The following is a 21491-nucleotide window of genomic DNA, read 5'->3' as shown; positions in this document are numbered from 1 at the left end:
AGCCCCTCATTCAAAATATTCCGGGCTTCGTTCCTGTTCGAGAGAAGAGGCAGAAAAGCTTGTGCTGTGTTTTTTTAGTAAAATAATGGATAATCAATACTCGTGATCAGGTGGTTGATCACTGTTCCCGGCTGTTATCCTCCTGCCATAATTTCTGCACACGGTCAAACGCGCCCGGCTCGACTTCTTCAACGGCCGCCACCGCCTGCCGGAGCGCCTCTTCATAATCATAATGGCGAAATAAAAATTCGGCTTCTTCCAGCCCTTTGCGGACCGCTGGATAGCGGCGGCGGTAGCGGTTGCCGTATTGAATCGTCCGCTCCGCCAGCGTCGCCTGTTCGATCATTTCCACCGTCCGCTCATACAACCGTTCCACAGCCGTTTTCGCCTCCTCCAACGCTTGGTCGACCGCCGGCATGTCAAGCGGCTTTTCTTCAAGGCGCTCGGCGACGGCCTGCAAGCTGCGTCTCGCTTCTGCCAGTTCGAGCGAATACGGTTCAGGCAGCCCCGGCAGCCGGCTCTTTTGCACAAGGCGGAGCGCCTCGGCCAATGTTTTTCGCATCGCATCAAGCTTTTCGCGGGCGATCAGTTCGTCTTTGCGCAGCGTCTGCAGCATCGTTCGAAACTGTTCATGCTCTTCCTTCATAAGGTCGATTTGGGACACAAGCTGCTCAAGCTCCTCTTTCAGGAGCGAATACGCTGTTTTTGCCTCAGCGACGCGGTCTTGAATGAGAAAAAACCGCTTTTGCAACTGGTGCAGCTGCTTTTCGATGCTTCGATATTTTTCAAGATCGCTTGGCGGCAAATGGTAGCTTTGCTGGACGAACAACGCCTCCGCCTCGGTCTCCTTCGCTTCAGCGGCAAATTCTTGAAGCATGCCGCCGATGCGCGGCATTTCCGTTTGCACATATTGATGGGCGAGCACTTCGTTTTCGAGCAAATCGTAGAGCGCGTCGATCTCTTCCTTCAGCTCAGCGGCGGTTTGCTTCGCTTCTTCGATGCGCAGCTCATGGATCATGGCCAGACATTGCTCGATTTTTTCCCGTTTTTCCTGAAGCGTGTGCTCCATGTGCAAATGGTCAAGGACGTATCCGCGCTCTTCCATCTCTCGATAGCCATCGGCCAGCTCGGCGAGCTGGGCAGGGAGCGACGTTTGGCATTCGCCAAGCAGTTTCGGAATTTCCTCCATCATCGTCGTGAGCCGGCTGAGCTCTTCCTTCAGCGTCAGAACCACATCGCGCGCCGCCAAATAATTGCCGGCTTCCGTCAATTCGGCAAACCGCTGAAATTGCTTTTCCGCTTCCGTTAAACGGACGTCAAGCAAGTCAGCAGCCGAACCGAACGTATAACGGTAAGCAAGCAGCGTCTTTTTCGCTTCTCGGTGAACCGCACGCAGCTTTTCGATCTCCGCCCTGCTTTGTTCCTCGCTGCCGATCAACTCATTCACTTCATGGATGATTTCATGCACTTCTTCCTCAAGACGGCGCAATCCGTCGGCGATTTGCTCAAGCAGCCGGCGTGCCTGCCGGTAGCGGTATTGGTCGAGCAGCCGCTCCGCGTCAAACAGCTGTTCTTCCACATTCGGCAGCTTCACGGCCACAATGTCGTCCCATTGCTGGCGCCATCGTTCAAACAGCTGCTCCGTCTCCCCTGTCATATTCAACTGTTTCACTTTCGCCAGCTCATCCGGCACCGGCCGGTTCATCACGTTGATTTTCCATTCCTCAAGCCGATCAATTTCCCGGTACATCCGCTTCCGGTACACATGATTATATATGATTGCCCCCGCACCGAGGAGCAGAACGATCCATGCCATTCCCATCCGCATGATGCCCTCCTTGCATTCAAGCTACTTCTATCGAACAAACGAAAATAGCGGAGAAGGCAAAAAATATATGTTTTTCAATGTTTTTATGATACCATGTTAACGGCATTTTTTGACCAAAATTTTTATTTTTTTTACAGGATTTTTGGGCTCTTCACCACAACATGTGCTTGACAAGCAACATCGGTTCCTGCACAAGGATAGGCAAACATCACGAATTCACTGATTTTCCCTCACAAAAATAAAAATCAAGTATCACTTTTGGTGAATAGCCCATTTTTGCTATGATACATGGTAAGGAGAAAGGGGGAAAAATCCATCATGCGCGACGGCCACATTCATACGCCGTTTTGTCCGCACGGAAGCCAAGATCCGCTTGAAGCCTATGTAGAGCGCGCGATCGAGCTGGGTTATACCGACATTTCCTTCACGGAGCATGCCCCGCTTCCTGAGCGGTTTATTGATCCAACGCCCAACCAGGACTGTTCGATGAAGCTTGGCCAGCTTGAACGCTATTTGCACGCCGTCGCTGAGGTGAAAGCCCGCTACCGAAACGACATCGCCATCCGCGTCGGGCTCGAAGTCGATTTTATTCCTGGCTTTGAGGAAGAAACAACCCGCCTGCTCGACGAAGTCGGCCCGCTGCTTGACGACAGCATTTTATCGGTTCACTTTTTAGTCCACAAAGGGCAATATGTATGCCTTGATTACAGTGAAGATATGTTTGCCGACATCGTCCGCTTGTTCGGAGCGGTCGAACGCGTCCACCGCGCCTACTACGAAACGGTGCGGCAATCGATCCACGCGGAGCTTGGCCGCTACAAGCCGAAACGCATCGGCCATATGACGCTTGTGCGCAAATTCCAACGCCGCTTCCCATGCTCGGAGCCAATGGATGAGTGGATTGTTGCCATTCTTGATGACATCAAGCAGTTCGACTATGAATTGGACTACAACGGCGCCGGCGCCGCCAAACCGCTCTGCCTCGAGCCGTATCCGCCGGGCGGCGTGATCGTCGAGGCGCGGCGGCGGGGCATTCCGATTGTCTACGGATCCGACGCCCATCGCGCCGCCGATTTGCACCAAGGACGGGACAGAATGGACCGCGAGGCGCTTTCGGATTGACAGCCGCAGGCTGCCAATCGCCTACTTCCATTCGTTTCCTGTCTAGAAAGCTGGTGAAAAATAGCTATTTTCTCCTGCTGTTGTTGTTCACCGCGAGAAGAGCAACTGGATTTCGATGGGTTTCTCAACTTGAGAACAACGCATTTTGAATTGGCTTTCGCTGCATCACCAGCTTTTTCAGGATACGGGATCGGCGCTTATTCAAAAAACATGAAAAAGGGGGATGGTTTCATGTTCCATCGGACCGCTTACAGCGGAACACGCGAAGAAAATTACGCGCTCGTTATCGAACAGCTGAAATCGCTCATTTCCGGGGAACCCAACTTCATCGCCAACTTGGCGAACGCAGCCGCCTTGCTCAACCAGTTTTTCACCGACATCAATTGGGTTGGGTTTTATCTCGCAGACGGCGAGGAGCTTGTGCTTGGCCCGTTCCAAGGCTTGCCGGCATGCGTGCGCATTCCGTTCGGCAAGGGGGTGTGCGGCACGGCAGCCGCCGAGCGGCGGACGGTGGTCGTTCCGGACGTTCACCAATTCCCGGGCCATATCGCCTGCGATGCGGCGTCTCAATCGGAAATCGTCGTGCCGCTCATCAAAGACGGACGCGTCATCGGCGTTCTGGACATCGACAGCCCGGTGAAAAACCGCTTTGATGACATCGACCGCCGCTTTTTGGAGCAGTTTGCCAGCGTGCTCATGTCCGCCTGACGAAAAAAGCACACTAAGCGCGAAGAAGGAATCCGCTTTTCCGGATTCCTCTTTTTCACACCTTATACACATGACCGTCATCGTGCACAAAAATGCAGTTTTTTCCCTTTTCTTTCGCCATATAAAGCGCGGCGTCAGCCCGTTTGAACAGCTGCTCTGCATCTTGAAAGCCGGCATGCCCCCACCATGATATGCCACATGACACGGTCACCGCCGGGATCGTTTGCTCCCTGACTTTTTCCATGATGCGACGGGCGACGGCAACAGCATCGGACAGCGGCACGTTCGGCAAATACACCGCCAGCTCTTCCCCTCCCCAACGCGCCGCCACGTCGCTGTCGCGAATGTTGGCGCGCATCGTCTCTGCCACTTGAACGAGCACTTCATCGCCTGTTTGATGGCCATACACATCGTTGATTTGCTTAAAGTTATCAATGTCAAGCAACATGAACGCTCCTGACGCATCGGTTCCCATCGACTGTTGGATCCGCTCATCCAAGTAGCGGCGCGTATGCAGCTTTGTCAAATAATCGGTGACCACCATCTTCTCGAGCTCTTCGCGCAGCATCGCGTTCATAAACGCCAGCGTCGAATGCTGAATGAGCGATTCCAAGAGCTTGAACATCTCAAACGTAAAGCGGTACGGCTCGTTGGCGAGCGCAATGCACAGTCCCTTCGTTTCTTTGTTTTGCTGCATCGGCGCCGCCATGATGGAGCGAAATGGACCGAAAGCGGGGGCGCATACATCGCCGGCAAATAAAATGTCATTTCCGCTTTGGCGCCGCTTTTCCACCCATTCGATATAGGGCTCGGACCGATGGTCGAAAAAAAACGGCGTGCTGCCTGGCAAAAGCTCCCGCTTGCCGTCGGCAAACAGGAAAAAACCGACTTCATCCGCGCCGAACGATTGTTGGATTTGCGATACCATGTACTCAATGGCTTCATGAAGCCGCGGCCGGGCGTTCAATTGGCGCATTGTGTCATTGATCAGCTGCAAATCGGCGACAAGCCGGCGCGACTGTTCATACAACTTGGCGTTCTCCAGCGCGCTTCCAGCCGTGCTCGCCAGCAGCGAAATAAAATGAATCTCTCGTTTTGGAAATGGTGCAGCGTATGGGGCGATAATTTCAATCACCCCATACACCGCCTGCACTCCTTTAATCGGGGCGTACAGCACCGAGCGCGGCGGCGCCTCCATCTCCTCGCATTGCACTTGTCCAGTCAAAAACGCCCGCAACGCCGCTGTCTGTTGTTCCCTTTCATCCAACACAAGCGTTTTAATCGGCAAATTTCCGCGCAGATGGTTGTCATGTGACAACAGAAGGTGGTAGGTGAACGATGGATAGACGTTTTGCAACGTGCAGATAATTTCTTCAAGCACAACATCGATATGCATGGAGGAATGAATTTTGGCGGCGAAGCGATGCAGCTGTCCATACCGTTTCTCTTCGCCCGCTCCTTGCAGCACCGCGCTAAGCTTCCGGAACAATCGCGCCAAATCCGTTCGGATCTCCCACAACAACTGCTCGTCAAAACCGCCATCTTTTCGATACACGAGCTCGACCATCGCCGGCGCCTCATCGGAAAGCATGAAAAAGAGCCGGGCCGCCATATGCGGCCCACCGGCATCGACAACAGCCACTTTCCGCCTTCCATCAGCCGCGATCGGCAAAGCACTCGACGCTTCAACCGCGGCCGCTTCCGGATAAAAGGCAGCCCGCACCGGGTCGTACAAATAAAAAACGGCTTGCTCGAGCGCCAGCTCTTCTTTCAGCAGCGCGAGCAGCTCGCCCGCCGCCGCCGAAAACGATCCATCGTCCTGAAACGCTAAAAACCAGTGGAAAAATTTTTGTTTAAATGATTCATACCGTTTCATTTCTTCCTTGTTCATCGCCTTTTCCACCCAAACCGGCATCATCATTCCAAACGAGAGAATGGGATGACAAATTTTTTCTAAAAATTGCATCTTTTATTATATCATACAAATCGAGAAGAAGGGAAAGTGTGAGTAAAATATTTGTGGGTGACATTCCGAAATGATCCCCGACGAGGGTTGCGAACTTTTGTTCGCGACACTCGTCGGGGCCACCAAGCGAAGCGCGGTAGAAAAAAGCAAATGTCATGCAACTCAAGATGAGGGATGAGAGTCCGAAAGCGCTTACGATATCAATTCCTGAAAATGGTTCGCTAACTAGTGATTGACAACACCCGTAGTGAACCGAAAAAATGTTCTCCACAAAGTCTTGACTGACTCGAAGGGAAACAAAATGTTGACTTTATCCTCTAAAAATCATATAATAGCCTTTGTGTAAAATATAGCAGCCTTTGTGCCCACCTTTATGGTCCATTTTGTTCCTCGGCCCGCCGAGGTGCATCGTGTAACTCTTAGCTGCGAGAGCGAGGATGCATGAAAACAAAATGGCCGTAATTGTTGGCGCACATCTGCTTTTATTTTACGGGAATAAAAGCGTAAGGAGGAGCAACGAATGGCTCGTTATACTGGCCCAATGTGGAAAATTTCCCGCCGCCTCGGCATCTCGTTGAGCGGCACGGGGAAAGAACTGCAAAAACGTCCGTATCCGCCTGGCCAACACGGTCCGGGGCAACGGCGGAAATTGTCGGAATATGGCTTGCAGCTGCAAGAAAAACAAAAGCTGCGCCATATGTACGGCGTGAACGAACGCCAATTCCGCAAAACGTTTGAAGAAGCAGGCAAAATGCCGGGCAAACACGGCGAAAACTTCATGATTTTGTTGGAATCGCGCCTAGACAACCTCGTCTATCGCTTAGGGTTGGCCCGCACGCGCCGTCAAGCCCGCCAGCTCGTGACGCACGGCCACATTTTGGTCGACGGCAGCCGCGTCAACATCCCGTCGTACCGCGTCAAACCGGGACAAACGATCGCTGTTCGCGAAAAATCGCGCAACTTGCAAGTGATTAAAGAAGCGATCGAAGCGAACAACTACATTCCAGATTACTTGACGTTCAATCCGGAAAAAATGGAAGGGACGTACACCCGCTTGCCGGAGCGTTCCGAACTGCCGGCGGAAATCAACGAAGCGCTCATCGTCGAGTTCTACTCGCGTTAAGGCGCAAAAAAGATCCGAAATGCATCGGCATTTCGGATCTTTTTTCTTAGGCGTAGCGAATCAAATAATACTTTTTCTTCCCGCGGCGGATGACCGTAAACCGCCCCTCAAGGCGGTGTTCAGCCGTTAATATGGCTCCGGCGTCTTGAAGGCGCTCGCCGTTGACGTAAATGGCGCCGTTTTGGATGTCTTCGCGCGCTTGGCGCTTCGATGGCGAAATGCCGGCAGAAACGAGCAGCTCGACAAGCGGAACGTCGCCTCCTTCATGAATGAATGACGGCACGTCTTTGAATCCTTGCTCAATTTCCGCCGCGGTCAAATTGGCAATGTCGCCGCTAAAGAGCGCTTCCGAGATACGGATCGCCTGCTTGAGCGCCTCCTCGCCGTGCACGAGTTTGGTCACTTCCTCAGCAAGCGCCTTTTGGGCCGCCCGCTTCTCTGGGGCCTCACGAAGCTCTTGTTCAAGCGCTTCGATTTCCTCTTTCGACAGGAACGTAAAGTACTTCAAGTAGCGGATGACATCGCGGTCATCGGTGTTGATCCAAAACTGGTAAAACTCGTACGGCGATGTTTTCTCTTTATCGAGCCAAATCGTGCCGCTTTCCGTTTTCCCGAATTTCGTGCCGTCCGCTTTCGTCACAAGCGGGATCGTCAAGCCAAACGCCCGCGCCTCGCCTTTCGTTTTGCGAATAAGCTCAAGCCCTGCCGTGATGTTGCCCCATTGGTCGCTCCCGCCGATTTGCAGGCGGCATCCTTCCGTCTCGTACAGGTGAAGAAAGTCGTACGCCTGCAACATCATGTAGCTGAACTCGGTGAACGAAATGCCCGTTTCGATGCGCGACTGCACCGATTCTTTCGCCAGCATGTAGTTGACGCTGAAATGCTTGCCGACGTCGCGCAAAAACGCAATGACATCGAGCGGTCCGATCCAGTCGTAGTTGTTTTTGATTTTAGCCGCGTTTTCATCCGCTTCAAAATCTAAAAAGCGGCCGAGCTGTTCTTTAATGCGGGCGCTCCATGCCTCGACGGTTTCTTTGGCATTGAGCGTGCGCTCGCTTTTTTTTCCGCTCGGGTCGCCGATCAACCCCGTCGCTCCGCCGACTAAGGCGATCGGCCGGTGCCCGGCCTGCTGGAAGCGGCGCAGCGTCAAAATGGCGGCCAAGTTGCCGATATGCAAACTGTCCGCCGTCGGGTCAAACCCGCAGTAGAGCGTCACCCGCTCCTCATTCAACAGCTTGCGCAACCCGTCTTCATCCGTCGTTTGGTTGACGAGCCCGCGCCATTGCAATTCCGCAAGCAAATCCATGTTCCTCACCTCTCTATGAATGTCATGAAAAAGAAAACACCCGCCCGTGATGAAGGGGCGAGTGTTCGTCGCGGTACCACCCTACTTGGAAAGCTTCGCGCTTTCCCGCTCATTTCGGTAACGGCGTCAGCCGGCTGATGGCTACTAGGAAAACCGTTCGCCATCGCTGCTCAGGGAGGTAATTCGCGCCTGCCTGTGGACTGGCTCGCACCGTCCGCCAGCTCTCTGCACCAGGGAGACAGCCGCTACTTGTTCCCATCATCGCTTTCTCATATGAAATATATACATTCTTATTACCATAGCGATGCACTCGCTGTCAACCTTAACGTTTTTCGCATAAACGGCGAAAAATCGGCAAAATTCCACAATGCCTCCCCTTCCTATGGTATACTTATACATAATGACTTGCCGCATAGGGGGGCTGGCATGAAGCGAAACCAATTTTCCATTTCTCTTGAAAAAGCGTGGCATTATTTTTCCCTTACATACGATGTGGTTTGGAACGTCATCTTCATTTTGCTCATCGCCGCGCTCTGCCTCATTTGCTTTTCCATCGGCGCCGGCGCCGGCTATTTTGCCTTTTTGGTCAAAGATATGCCCGTTCCCTCGCCCGACGAGATGAAAAAGGAGATTTACCATTACGGCGAAACGAGCCATATGTACTTTGCCAACGGGGTGTATTTAGGCCGGTTCCGGTCTGACCTCGACCGCGAGGCGGTGCGCCTGTCCGACGTGTCTCCGCACGTCGTGCAAGCCATCATCGCGACGGAAGACGAACATTTTTATGAACATCACGGCGTCGTTCCGAAGGCCGTCATCCGCGCCATGTTTCAAGAGCTGACCAACTCGCCGGTCAAAAGCGGCGGGAGCACGCTTACGCAACAGCTTGTCAAAAACCAGATGTTGACGAACGAGGTGTCGTTTGAGCGAAAGGCGAAAGAAATGCTGCTTTCGCTTCGTCTGGAGAAATTTTTTTCCAAAGAAGACATTTTAGAGGCGTATTTAAACGTCGTTCCGTTCGGCCGCAATTCTTCAGGGCGCAACATCGCCGGCATCCAAGCCGCGGCCCAAGGCGTCTTTGGCGTCAACGCCAAAGAGTTGAATCTCGCTCAAGCGGCGTTTTTGGCCGGGCTGCCGCAAAACCCGTTCGTCTACACCCCGTTCGCCGCTGACGGCAGCGTCAAATCGGACCTCTCACCGGGATTGAAACGGATGAAAACGGTGCTGTACCGGATGAAGCGGGCCGGCTATATTTCGGAAAAGCAGTATAAGGAAGCGCTTTCCTATGATGTGGCGAAGCATTTGGCCGCCCCAAAGCCGTCGCCGTTTGAACAATATCCGTTTTTGACGATGGAGATTGAGCGGCGGGCGAAAGAGGTGCTCGCCGAGACGTTCGCCAAGCGCGACGGCTATAAGCCAGAAGAGGTGAAGCGCGACCCCGCTCGTTTCCGCCGCTATCTCGGCGAAGCGGAAAAAGCGCTGCGCCAAGGCGGATATCGGATTTATACGACAATCGACAAAAAGATTTATGAACAAATGCAGCGCATCGCCGCCCGCTACCCGTATTACGGAAACGACAACGTCTATTACACCAAAGACAACAAAACCGGAAAAACGGTCGCTCATCGCCAACCGGTCGAAGTCGGGGCGATGCTCATCGAAAACAAAACGGGAAAAATCATCAGCTTCGTCGGCGGCCGCGATTATGGGCGCGAGCAGTTGAACCACGCCACCCAAGCGCACCGCTCGAACGGCTCCACGATGAAGCCGCTCTTGGTGTACGCGCCGGCGATGGAGATGGGCGTCATCCAGCCAGCGACGATCATTCCCGACTTGCCGCTTTCGATCGGCTCATACGCGCCGAAAAACGCGGACGGAAAAACGCACGGGCTCGTCACGGCGCGCTATGCCTTGCAGCAATCGTTCAACATTCCGGCCGTTCGGACGTATATGAGAATTCGATCCCGCCATCCGATCGACTATTTGCATAAAATGGGGATCACGAGCGTCGCCAAACAAGAAGAGGCCAATCCGGCTTTGGCGATCGGCGGGACGCACATCGGTGTCACGGTTGAGGAAAACGTCAACGCCTACGCGACGTTCGCCAATTACGGCTCGTTCGTGGACGCCTACATGATTGAGAAGATTGTGGACAAGAACGGAAAGATCGTTTACGAACATCAAAGCAAACCCGTCCCGGTGTTTTCGCCGCAAACGTCGTACTTGATGATCGATATGATGCGCGACGTGCTTCACGGTGGAACGGCCTCATCGGTGCCGCACTACTTGAAATTTTCCGCGGACTGGGCCGGCAAAACAGGGACATCGCAAGACAATCGCGATTCGTGGTTTGTCGCCGTCAATCCGAACGTCACGTTCGGCGTTTGGATCGGCTATGACCGGCCGGCGCCGCTTGAATCGCGCTACAAAGGGCTTTCCTACAGCCGGCGCACCCAGCTGTTATGGGCGCGGCTGATGAATGCGGCTTATGACCAAAATCCGAAGCTCATCGCTCCGCCGGAGCGGTTTCTCATGCCGGGCGGCATCGTCCGCCGCGCTTACTGCGCCGCAAGCGGCTTCAGTCCGTCGGCCGCGTGCGAAAAAGCCGGGCTCGTCCGCTACGATTTGTACAATACGAAGTTTGCGCCGCAGGAAGGAAGCGGCGAGGAAGTGATGGAAAGCCGGGTCGTCGTCATCGGCGGACGCCGCTATATGGCGCTTGAGACGACGCCGGAAGAGTTTGTCACTCGCGAAGTGATCGTGAATCCGAAGCTTCTCGCCGATTGGGGGATCAACGGCGAAGGGCAGGCGGGCGATGCATCGCTCGTCTCCACATTAAAGGAAAACGGCCGTCCACCGGCTCCACCCGCCGCTCGGCTTGCAGGGGGCAAGCTCGTCTGGAATCGCCATAACGAGCCGGATGTCATCGGCTACCGCGTCTATCTAGTGAACGAAACGGGGGAACGACGCCTCGCCGCCGCTGTTAAAGCGGACGAGGCAGCCTCGTTTTCGCCGCTGCAGCCGGGCGCCGCGTACTGCGTCACTGCTGTGGACATCGCCGGACAGGAATCGGCGCCGTCGAACCCCGTTTCGTTGCCGTCCGCCTCGCCGCCCAATTCCGGTCATCAAAAGAGCGGCGAGCCGTCTTCTCCCCCGCCGTCGGGTGACGTGGAGTGACAAGGAGCTGACCCAAAAGATTGTCTTTCTTTGATTGGCTTTCTTTAGAAGATGCCATTCGTTTTGAACAAAGAGTTGGCGCGTATATATGGTGATCGAAAAGGGTGTCCCGATCCTTGTTGGGACACCCTTTCTTGTTTTGTGAAGATGGGGAAAGCACAACGATTTTCGCCAAATGGATGGTTCTTAAGCGAAGAGGAAACGGGCATTTATCAGGTTTTTCAAATGGAGAAATCACGCTGTTGGCCGCGTTTTCCGTTCCATCACCGTCTTTGCAGCCGCCCCGCTTCGGCTTTCGCCGGAAAAGAACAACAGCGCCTGGAACAGCGGATGTTCCAGACGCTTTTCGCTCATCAGTCTTCCATCGTCGACAAATCGCCGGTCGGCAAGTTGAGCTCCCACGCTTTTAAGACGCGGCGCATGATTTTCCCGCTCCGCGTTTTCGGCAGTTTGTCGCGGAACTCGATCTCACGCGGCGCGGCATGAGCGGCGAGCCCTTTTTTGACGAACTGGCGGATGTCTTCTTTCAGTTCCTCGGACGGCTCGTACCCTTCGCGAAGCGCGATGAACGCTTTGATGATTTCCCCGCGCACCGGATCCGGCTTGCCGATGACGCCGGCTTCGGCAACGGCCGGATGCTCGACGAGCTTGCTCTCCACTTCAAACGGCCCAACGCGCTCGCCGGATGTGTTGATGACATCGTCAACACGGCCTTGGAACCAGAAGTAGCCGTCTTCATCCATGTAGGCCGAATCGCCGGATACGTACCAGTCGCCGATAAAGTACGATTCATATTTTTGCGGGTTGTTCCAAATCGTTTTCATCATCGACGGCCAGCCTTTTTTGATGGCCAAGTTGCCCATCCGGTACGGCGGCAGGACGTTTCCTTGGTCATCAATGATCGCCGCCTCGACGCCTGGGATCGGTTTCCCCATCGATCCCGGCTTGATTTCCATGCACGGGTAGTTGCAAATGAGATGCCCGCCTGTTTCCGTCATCCACCACGTATCATGGATGCGGCGGCCGAACACTTTCATCCCCCAGCGGATGACTTCCGGGTTGAGCGGCTCGCCGACGCTTAAAATGTGGCGGAGCGAGCTTAAATCATATTTTTTCACGACTTCATCGCCGGCGCCCATCAGCATGCGGAACGCCGTCGGCGCGCTGTACCAGACGGTGACGCCGAAATCTTGGATCGTTTGATACCAAGCATCCGGGCTGAAGCGGCCGCCGACGATGACGCTTGACGCTCCGCACAGCCACGGGCCGAAGATGCCGTACGACGTCCCGGTCACCCACCCCGGGTCAGCCGTGCACCAGTAAATGTCATCTTCTTTTAAGTCGAGCACCCATTTCGCCGTTTGATAGTGCTGAATCATCGCGTTATGGACGTGCAAAACGCCTTTCGGCTTGCCGGTCGAACCGGATGTGTAATGCAAAATCAAGCCGTCTTGGCGGTCGACCCATTCGATGTCGAAGTGCTTGCTTGCCTCATTCATCCGCTTTTTCAAATCGATGTACGGCCCTTCCTCGACAATACCGTCGCCAACCAAAAAGACGCACTTCAACTCCGGCAAATCGCCGACCGGCACGCGCGGCAGAAGCTCCGGCGTCGTAATGATCGCTTTCGCCCCGCTGTCTTCGAGGCGGTCGCGCACCGCTCCTTCCATGAACGCCTCAAACAACGGCCCGACGATGGCGCCGGTTTTGATGATGCCCAAAACCGCAAAGTACAGTTCCGGAGAACGCGGCATGAACACAAACACACGGTCGCCTTTCTGAATGTCCGCCGCCTGTTTTAAGACGTTCGCCACTTTATTGGACATCTCTTTCATTTCTTTGAACGTATATTTCTCGTTCCGCACCGCGTCGCGGTAATAGAGCGCCACTTTATTTTTACGGAACGACTCAGCATGGCGGTCGATCGCCTCATACGCCATGTTGACTCGGCCCGTTTCATGCCAAGAAAACTCTTTCTCCACTTCCGACCATTGAAACTGTTTATATGTTTCTTCGTAGTTTTTCAAATTGTAGTCCCCTTGTATGACGGGAAGCCGTTCTGTGTTCATTCTCCGATCCCCCTTATGTAAGTGATTACATTTCTATTATAGTCCATTGAAAACCATTTCTCAATTTTTAAAATATTCCTTGTCCCCGCTTTTTTGAAATTTTTTTGAACCGCGCCAGCTGGCGCCATTTTTATGTATAATGGAAGCAGAACGACCAATTCAGGTGGTGGACGAATGGAACATAAAAAAACGTATAACGCCAAAGAGCTGAAAACCCCGAAAGGAACGCTCCTCATCGAAGGGCCGGTGACGCCGGAAGCGTTGGCCAGCTACGGATTCCACCATGACCTCACTTCCTTCCGCCCGCCTGCCAAACAGCACAAAGCGTTGATCGAAATCGCCAAGCTGCCGGAAGGGCGGATCATCATCGCCCGCCGCGGCGAGGTGATTGTCGGATATGTGACGTTTTTGTATCCCGATCCGCTTGAGCGTTGGTCGGAAGGGAACATGGAAAATTTGCTTGAGCTTGGCGCCATTGAAGTCATTCCGGAGTTCCGCGGGTTTGGCGTCGGAAAAAACTTGCTCATCGTGTCGATGATGGACGACGCCATGGAAGACTACATCATCATTACAACGGAGTATTACTGGCATTGGGATCTCAAAGGCACTGGGCTGAACGTATGGGAGTACCGAAAAGTGATGGAGAAAATGATGAACGCCGGCGGGCTCGTCTGGTATGCGACCGATGACCCGGAAATTTGCTCCCATCCGGCAAACTGCCTCATGGTCCGCATCGGCAAACGAGTCGACGCCGAATCCATTCAGCGGTTCGACCGGCTTCGGTTTATGAACCGCTATATGTACTAGCTGACATTCTCGGCTGTCCGGACGTTTGCGCCCGCCTTGCCGGTTGCGGGCGGTGCGCATGAAATGCCACGCACAAAGGGGAGAGGAGAACGATGCTTGTCGAACAAATCATGAAAGCGCCGGTCGTGACGCTTTGTCCCACGAATACGATCGCCGAAGCGCTGCAGCTGCTAAGACATCACCGCATCCGCCATCTGCCGGTCGTCGACGAGGAAGGACGTCTTCTGGGGCTTGTGACGAGCCAAGATTTGCGCGACGCGAGCCCGTCCATTTTCCATCTTCATGAACATTTGGAAGACTTGCAAAAACCGGTCAGCACGATGATGAAAACCGACCTCATCGTCGGCCATCCGCTCGATTTCGTTGAGGAGGTGGCGGCGCTCTTTTACGAACACCGAATCGGCTGCCTGCCGATCGTCAACCATGGGAAACTCGTCGGCATCATCACACAAACGGATTTGCTCCGCACGTTCATTGAATTGACTGGCGTTCACCAGCCGGGGTCGCAAATCGAGATCAAAGTGCCGAACGAGGCCGGCATGTTAAGCAAAGCGGCGGCCATCATCAGCGAGCGCCATGTGAACATCGCCAGCGTCTTGGTGTACCCAGCTCCGGATCCGAATGAGAAAATTTTAGTTTTCCGCGTGCAGACGATGAACCCGCTTCCATTGATCCGCGATTTGCAAAGCGCCGGCTATCGCGTGCTATGGCCGAACTTGCCGGGGGTTACGTCATGAGCGAAAAGTGCGTATTTGTTTACAGCGAGCAATTTCTTCAGTACAAATTTCATGACGACCATCCGTTCAACCAGCTGCGGGTCAAAATGACATACGACTTGCTTTGCACGCTCGGCGCCCTCGATGACCGGCACGTCATCGCCCCACGCATGGCAACGGACGACGAGCTCGCGCTCATTCACGACCGCTCGTACATCGAGGCGGTGAAAGCAGCCGGGCGCGGCGAACTGTCGGAAGCGGCGGCGCACAACTACGGCCTTGGCACCGAGGATACGCCGATTTTCCCGAACATGCACGAAGCGAGCGCTCTTTTGGTCGGCAGCACCCTCACCGCCGTCGATGCCGTTCTTTCCGGAGCGGCTGAGCATGCCCTCAACTTGGGCGGCGGCCTGCACCACGGCTTCCGCGGCAAAGCGTCCGGCTTTTGCGTCTACAACGACAGCGCGGTCGCCATTCAATACATCCGGGAGAAATACGGACTGCGCGTGTTGTACGTCGACACCGACGCCCACCATGGCGACGGGGTGCAATGGGCGTTTTACGACGATCCGAACGTCTGCACGTTCTCGATTCATGAAACAGGACGCTATTTGTTTCCCGGAACAGGAAACGTCAACGAGCGCGGCTTAGGCGCGGGCTACGGCTATTCGTTCAACATTCCCGTTGATGCGTTCACGGAAGACGAATCATGGATCGCCGCCTATACGACCGCGCTGCGAGAGATCGCCGACTTTTTCCGCCCAGACGTCATCGTGACGCAAAACGGCGTTGACGCCCACTATTACGACCCGCTCACCCATTTGTCGGTGACGATGAAAACGTACCGAGCCATTCCGAAGCTCGCGCACGAAATCGCGCATGAATATTGCGGCGGACGCTGGATCGCCGTCGGCGGCGGCTATGACATCTGGCGCGTCGTGCCGCGGGCATGGGCGCTCCTTTGGCTCGAGATGACGGGACAAGCCGATGTGTCCGGCCCGCTGCCGGATGAATGGCGCAAACGGTGGCAACCGCTTTCACCTGTCGCGCTTCCGCTTGAGTGGGACGACCCGGATGACTTGTATCCCCCGATCCCGCGCAAGGCGGAGATCAGCGAAAAAAACGCCCAGACGGTGGAAAAAGCGTTGTATTTCATCCGCAGCCAAAAGTCGAGACAACCATAAAAAACGCCGCCTCCCTTGCCTGCCAAGGGAGGCGGACGCGTATTTGGCGCTGCCCTTTGTCCCATTTAGTTAATCGACATTCTTCCCTATTTCCCTTGACGGCGGTTGCATGCAGAGCCCATTTCCTTCACTCTGCCTTTGCGGGATGGGAATTTTCTCTTATCTTCCAGAAACGACTTGCTCCCATACTCCTCCTGGACCATAAATCGTTTCATTGACTTTCTCCCATCCCCCTAGATAATCCGTTGTAAACAATCCTTCTGGCTCTTTATACTTTTCTTTGTATTGTTGCGCAACAGATGGCTCCACTGGACGAAATCCGTGTTTTGCAAAAATTTCTTGGGCTTCTTTCGAAAACAAAAATTGTAAGAATGCCTCAGCTACTTTTCTCGTCCCATGTTGATCAACATATTTGTCGACAAGAGCGACAGGATTTTCAATCGAAGTTGTATAGCGCGGAATGACGATCTCATAGTGCTTCCCTTGCTGTATGCGGGACAGCAGTTCGTTTTCATAAGTGACAATCACGTCTCCTATACCTTTATCAAACGTGGACATCGATTCTTCACCGCTTTTATCAAGTGAAGCAACATTCTGATAAATACTGCGGAGCAGATTTTTTGCAGCGACTTCATCTTTTTGGCCTTTCGTTTCCTCAGAGATTTTCAATCCTGCTCCATAAATAGCGTTGATATCCCATTTGGCCCCTCCCGACGTTTTCGGGTCAGGGAACAACACTTGCACCCCTTTTTTTGTCAAATCAGACCAATCATCAATATGCTTGGGATTTCCTTCCCTTACCCCTAGAGCAACAATCGATTTCGTTACAATCCCTTTATAAGGATCTTTTTTCCAATCATGGGTAATGAGTCCTGATTTCACAATCTTCTGAATATCACCTTCCAAAGAAAGTGCCACAATATCGGCTTCAAATCCATTGATCACATTGAGCGCCTGAGCGCCTGAGCCTTGATAAGATTCATGAAATTGCACGGTTTGCCCTGTTTTCTCTTTCCATTGCTTTTGAAAAATGGGGATGATTTCTTCTATTTCATCTTTAATGGTGGAATAACATCCAAGCGTAAGCGTGATCGTTTTGTCCGCCGTCTTGGCAGCATTTTCCTTATCCCCGCTCTTTCCCTCTGATGCACTGCACCCTGAAAGCAGCATTCCCACTAAGAGCACACTGCTTATCGCTCCCATTATGGTTTGCTTCCATTTCATGCTCGATTCCTCCCCTAGCAGTTCTCCAATCTATAACAAGGACTATGATGTTTGCGATGCCTGCACCGCCATGAATGCAAGCAACCGATGGAACGACCCCTCTGTGATCATGAGGAAGCAACGCCCTTTGACTGTCCTTTCACGCGCACCAATTTCTTTATCTGTCCATATTTATTTTGTCTCAATCTTCAAAATATGGCGTTACACGGACGAGAGCGCTGGCGCATTCACTGTCTTGGGAGATGCACACTCAAAGGCCCTCACCTCCTTATCTGTAAATCCGAGCGCTCTTTCAATCCAAATCGAGACCTGCTGTCCTAAAGAGAAAATATGATGGTCTCCTTGAATAAAGGTCAACAGATGCAAACCGTTTGCCAACTCAACTTCAATTTGCCATCTTCCCCCTTGATATCGGATTTGCTTTACCATTCCTTTTTCATGTCCGGGACCTCCCTCCCTCCTCATATGAATCCATTCAGGCCGAATAAAGAGTGAACCATGGAATCGATCCAACTCTGGGAAACCGGCGAGCTTGACAGGTCCTTGCCAACGGTTCGTCTCTCCAACAAAAGAGGCAATAAACGGAGAAACAGGATTTCGGTAAATGTCCCATGGCGTACCTTGCTGTTCTACTTTTCCTTCCCGCACAACGATAAGCTGATCAGCCAGTTCAATGGCTTCTTCTTGATCATGGGTGACAAACACTGTTGTCATCCCCAACTGTTCGATCAATCCCCTCAACCATCGCCGAAGCTCTTTGCGAACTTGAGCATCAATAGCAGAAAACGGCTCATCCAGAAGCAATAATTTTGGCTCGGGTGCCAGCGCACGAGCTAAAGCTACCCGTTGCTTCTGTCCCCCGGACAGTTGATGGGGATATTTCTTCTCCATTCCCTCCAATCCGACGATATGGAGCAATTCATAAACGCGTTCGCGAATCACAGCTTTTTTTCGTTTTTGCACTCTCAAGCCATAGGCGATGTTCTCAAACACATCCATATGTGGAAAGAGGGCATAATGCTGAAAAACGAATCCGATGCCCCTTTTCTGAGGAGGGATAGGATTGACAATCTTCCCATCAAAGAAAATCTCCCCTTGATCCGGCATCTCCAATCCAGCCAACATGCGCAAAATAGACGTTTTCCCCCCGCCGCTTGGCCCAAGCAGTCCGACCAATTGTCCTTGCTCAATGGAGAAACTAACATTGTCAACGGCTTGAAACGATCCAAATCGCTTTTCCAACTGCCGCACTTCGATGCGCATCTTTTTTCCCTTCCTTTCTCTGTTTCATCCACTCTAAAACAAGCAACACACAAGCCGAAAACATTCCCAACACAAAAGCGATGCTGTTAGCTGCCACCATCTCATTATTAACGGCATGTTGGTAGATAAGCGTCGTCGCGGTCTGCGTCTGATTCATAATATTGCCTGATACAACTAGTACAGCGCCAAATTCTCCCACCGAACGCGCCATTGTCAAAACAAGTCCATATCCAACAGCCCAACGAATCATCGGCCAAGTTACCGTCCAAAACGTGCGAACCGGTCCTGCTCCAAGCGTAGCTGCCGCTTCTTCAGCTGTCGTTCCGATGGCCGTTAAAACAGGAGCGATTTCCCTCACCATCAGAGGGAATGTCACAAAAATCGTCGCCAACACCATTCCCGGCAACGCGAAGACGATCTTGACCCCTATATGGCCAAAGAACGTTCCCAACATCGTAGAAGGGCCAAATATCAATAAGATCATCAGCCCTGCGATGACAGGGGAAACAGAAAATGGAAGATCCACAATGGCATGGAGAACGGCTGACAATCGTTTTGTTTGGCGCTTTCCCCTCGCCAACTCAAACGCAAGCATTGTTCCAACTATTCCATTGAACAAGACGACAATCACCGTCACGATCCCGGTTATCGTAAATGCGTGGGTAGCTTCTCTGCTTGTTAAGGCATTCACCATAGAAGCCGTTCCCTCAGAAAACGCAGCCGTGACCACGCCTGAAAACGGCAGAATCAATACAAGCAACAGCCATACAACCGTTGATGCAATCATAACGGCTCTGCTCAATATCCATCACTCCTCTTTTGCCAGCTGTTGACCGCTAACAGCACGACGAATGCAATCGTAATCAGAACAACCGATACAGCCGAAGCCCCTGCGATATTGTTGCTTTCAATTTCCCCGTAAATCCAAACAGATGCCACTTGTGTTTTCCCAGGCAAATTTCCAGAAATAATCGATAAGGCGCCGAATTCAGATAACGATCTACAAAAAGCAAGCATGCTCCCCGCTATCACACCAGGAAATGCATGAGGAAGAAGAACGCGGAAAAACGTATACACTTTGCCCGCCCCCAGCACATAACTAGCTTCTTCCTCCGCTCGGTCCAGCTTCTCCATAAGCGGTTGAACAGTGCGAATCACAAAAGGAAACGTCACAAAAAACATGCCTACCATAATCGAATACGGCTGATAAAGAATCGAAATTCCGTGTTCGTTTAGCCAGCGGCCAATGGGATGGCCGGGCCCGAAAAGCGACAACAACATGACTCCAGACACAGAAGTGGGCAGCGAGAAGGGCAAGTCAATCAACGCATTCAGCAACGACCGCCCAATAAAGTGATAGCGGGCGAGCACAAACGCAACCCATGTTCCTGCCACTGCTTGAAATAGCGTAACGATGGCACTGCACTTTAACGTCAAGATGATGGCCTTCCATGCCAAAATATTTGTGATTTCTTTCCAAAAGTCATTCCAACCGTTAGAAAACCCTTGTATATAAATGGCGGAGATCGGCCATGCCACTAATAAAAGCAAATAAGCTGACACGACCGAACGACGTGCGATTTGATACATCCGTCCCATATCATTCCTCCATTGACTAATGTGACGAAGATATTTTCATCATATACACATTATTCCTATAAGTCAAGTATGATTTTATGAACACGACAACGAGAAATTAAAGGAAAATTTTATCATTATTCTATCCCTTTTCGTGAAAACGGGCGACCTCTCATGCAAGTAGTCCCATTGTTTAACCGTCAAAGTGGGTGTCAAAACAAAAAGAGCTGACCGGAACGCACAATGCGCTTCGATCAGCCCTTTTGGTCATCGCGTCGACTCCCGCACTTCAAGCCGGTGCGGCAAGACAACGATATGGTGGTCCACTGGCTCTTTGTTCATATACTTCGTCAAGAGCCGCATCGCCACCGCTCCGATGTCATACATCGGCTGCACGACGGTCGTCAGCCGCGGCCGCACCATCGTCGCCAACCTTGTGTTGTCAAAACCGACGACTTCCAGTTCATCCGGCACGCGCACCCCGTGGTCTTGGGCGCTGTGAATGATGCCGAGCGCCATTTCGTCCGTGCCGGCAAACACCGCCGTCGGCCGTTCGGCCAGCTCTATGATTTTCTCATACGCCTCCAAGCCGGAGTCGTACGAGTTGTCGCCCTCAATGACGAGCTCTTCCTCATACGACGCGCCGTGTTCCTCAAGCGCGCGCCGGTAGCCAGCCAACTTCCGCTGGTTGATCGGATCGTCAGTCGGGCCGGTCACATAGACAATGCGGCGGTTTCCTTTTTCCAGCAAATACGTCACGGCTTCAAACGCCGCCTGCTCGTAGTCGATGTTGACCGAAGGAATCTCATTCGGTCCCATCGTCGCCGCAAGCACGATCGGCACCGACGACTTTTGAAACTCAGCGACGTGCTCTTCGGTGATCGTCCCGCCCATAAACAAAATGCCGTCCACTTGCTTGGCAAGCATCGTATTGAGCAAATGCAGCTCTTTTTCTTTGTTTTGGTCGGAGTTACTTAAAATAATGTTGTATTTGTACATTGTCGCAATGTCTTCTATGCCGCGCGCCAGCTCAGCGAAGAAAATGCTTGAGATGTCCGGGATGATCACCCCGACTGTCGTCGTTTTTTTGCTGGCGAGCCCCCGCGCCACGGCGTTCGGGCGGTAGCCGAGCCGTTCGATGGCCTCCAGCACTTTTTTCCTCGTCGACGGTTTGACGTTCGGGTTGCCATTGACGACGCGCGAGACGGTCGCCATCGAGACGTTCGCCTCCCGCGCCACATCGTAAATCGTTACGGTCATTGCGTTCACTCCTTTTCACTCGATCCGGTAACCCGTGAATTCCGAATGTATGTACAACTATCATACGATACATTATCGCCAACTCGCAACGAAATCGCAACCATTTTGCCGGTTTGTTCACAAACCGTTCACGGGTAGTTTGCCCCAACACTCGCCATCT

Annotated in this window: 16 protein-coding genes and 1 other annotated feature; of the genes, 7 read left to right on the top strand and 9 right to left on the bottom strand. The window is 52.8% G+C overall.

Annotation, left to right across the window (positions count from 1 at the left end; all coding sequences use genetic code 11):
* Positions 1-118 precede the first annotated feature (118 nt).
* Positions 119-1822: a septation ring formation regulator EzrA gene (ezrA, locus tag B9L19_RS04205; protein WP_025949523.1), complete on the bottom strand. Its 1704-nt coding sequence runs from the start codon at positions 1820-1822 to the stop codon at positions 119-121.
* Between the two features lie 324 nt (positions 1823-2146).
* Here ezrA and hisJ point away from each other — a divergent pair, with 324 nt between their 5' ends.
* Positions 2147-2950 (top strand): histidinol-phosphatase HisJ, encoded by an 804-nt coding sequence (gene hisJ, locus B9L19_RS04200; RefSeq protein ID WP_047752648.1) that lies wholly within the window; start codon positions 2147-2149, stop codon positions 2948-2950.
* 231 nt (positions 2951-3181) lie between these two features.
* A complete protein-coding gene (locus B9L19_RS04195; RefSeq protein ID WP_025949525.1) occupies positions 3182-3658 on the top strand; it encodes a GAF domain-containing protein in 477 nt (158 codons plus the stop codon).
* 55 nt (positions 3659-3713) lie between these two features.
* Here the strand turns inward: B9L19_RS04195 and B9L19_RS04190 are convergent, their stop codons facing one another.
* The gene (locus B9L19_RS04190) at positions 3714-5573 is read right to left on the bottom strand and encodes a sensor domain-containing diguanylate cyclase (RefSeq protein ID WP_081804126.1); all 1860 of its coding nucleotides are present in this window, start codon (positions 5571-5573) and stop codon (positions 3714-3716) included.
* A gap of 571 nt (positions 5574-6144) precedes the next feature.
* On the opposite strand from B9L19_RS04190, the gene rpsD reads away from it, so the two are divergent.
* Positions 6145-6747 (top strand): 30S ribosomal protein S4, encoded by a 603-nt coding sequence (gene rpsD / locus B9L19_RS04185; RefSeq protein ID WP_025949527.1) that lies wholly within the window; start codon positions 6145-6147, stop codon positions 6745-6747.
* Positions 6748-6793: 46 nt separating this feature from the next.
* On the opposite strand, the gene tyrS is transcribed toward rpsD, so the two are convergent.
* On the bottom strand, positions 6794-8053 hold the full coding sequence (gene tyrS, locus B9L19_RS04180) for a tyrosine--tRNA ligase (RefSeq protein ID WP_025949528.1): 1260 nt from the start codon (positions 8051-8053) through the stop codon (positions 6794-6796).
* Positions 8054-8103: 50 nt separating this feature from the next.
* Positions 8104-8324: a binding site (T-box leader), on the bottom strand.
* A gap of 155 nt (positions 8325-8479) precedes the next feature.
* On the opposite strand from tyrS, the gene B9L19_RS04170 reads away from it, so the two are divergent.
* A complete protein-coding gene (locus tag B9L19_RS04170; RefSeq protein WP_089113863.1) occupies positions 8480-11230 on the top strand; it encodes a transglycosylase domain-containing protein in 2751 nt (916 codons plus the stop codon).
* 353 nt (positions 11231-11583) lie between these two features.
* On the opposite strand, the gene acsA is transcribed toward B9L19_RS04170, so the two are convergent.
* Positions 11584-13299, bottom strand: a complete 1716-nt coding sequence (acsA, locus tag B9L19_RS04165; RefSeq protein ID WP_047752644.1) for an acetate--CoA ligase — start codon at positions 13297-13299, stop codon at positions 11584-11586.
* Positions 13300-13473: 174 nt separating this feature from the next.
* Here acsA and B9L19_RS04160 point away from each other — a divergent pair, with 174 nt between their 5' ends.
* The 3 genes from B9L19_RS04160 (at position 13474) to B9L19_RS04150 (ending at position 16006) form a co-directional block, all read left to right on the top strand.
* A complete protein-coding gene (locus tag B9L19_RS04160) occupies positions 13474-14106 on the top strand; it encodes a GNAT family N-acetyltransferase (RefSeq protein ID WP_025949531.1) in 633 nt (210 codons plus the stop codon).
* A gap of 92 nt (positions 14107-14198) precedes the next feature.
* Positions 14199-14843 (top strand): acetoin utilization AcuB family protein, encoded by a 645-nt coding sequence (locus B9L19_RS04155; RefSeq protein WP_025949532.1) that lies wholly within the window; start codon positions 14199-14201, stop codon positions 14841-14843.
* Positions 14840-16006, top strand: a complete 1167-nt coding sequence (locus B9L19_RS04150) for an acetoin utilization protein AcuC (protein ID WP_089113862.1) — start codon at positions 14840-14842, stop codon at positions 16004-16006. Before B9L19_RS04155 ends, B9L19_RS04150 begins: the two co-directional genes overlap by 4 nt.
* Before the next feature lie 159 nt (positions 16007-16165).
* On the opposite strand, the gene B9L19_RS04145 is transcribed toward B9L19_RS04150, so the two are convergent.
* The 5 genes from B9L19_RS04145 to ccpA all read right to left on the bottom strand — a co-directional run bounded on the left by B9L19_RS04145 (position 16166) and on the right by ccpA (position 21331).
* Complete coding sequence (locus B9L19_RS04145; protein WP_025949534.1) at positions 16166-17230, bottom strand: sulfate ABC transporter substrate-binding protein; 1065 nt, start codon at positions 17228-17230, stop codon at positions 16166-16168.
* Positions 17231-17431: 201 nt separating this feature from the next.
* On the bottom strand, positions 17432-18493 hold the full coding sequence (locus B9L19_RS04140; protein ID WP_025949535.1) for an ABC transporter ATP-binding protein: 1062 nt from the start codon (positions 18491-18493) through the stop codon (positions 17432-17434).
* Positions 18438-19280 carry a sulfate ABC transporter permease subunit gene (locus tag B9L19_RS04135; protein ID WP_081804127.1) on the bottom strand — a complete coding sequence of 281 codons (843 nt, stop codon included), beginning with the start codon at positions 19278-19280 and terminating at the stop codon, positions 18438-18440. Before B9L19_RS04135 ends, B9L19_RS04140 begins: the two co-directional genes overlap by 56 nt.
* Before the next feature lie 11 nt (positions 19281-19291).
* A complete protein-coding gene (gene cysT / locus B9L19_RS04130; protein ID WP_025949537.1) occupies positions 19292-20092 on the bottom strand; it encodes a sulfate ABC transporter permease subunit CysT in 801 nt (266 codons plus the stop codon).
* Between the two features lie 246 nt (positions 20093-20338).
* The gene (gene ccpA, locus B9L19_RS04125) at positions 20339-21331 is read right to left on the bottom strand and encodes a catabolite control protein A (protein ID WP_025949538.1); all 993 of its coding nucleotides are present in this window, start codon (positions 21329-21331) and stop codon (positions 20339-20341) included.
* Between the last annotated feature and the right edge of the window lie 160 nt (positions 21332-21491).

Origin of the sequence: Geobacillus thermocatenulatus (assembly GCF_002217655.1) — a bacterium.
Lineage (GTDB): Bacteria > Bacillota > Bacilli > Bacillales > Anoxybacillaceae > Geobacillus > Geobacillus thermocatenulatus.
Note: the sequence above shows the minus strand (reverse complement) of the source record. Positions and strands in the feature narration are given on the sequence as shown.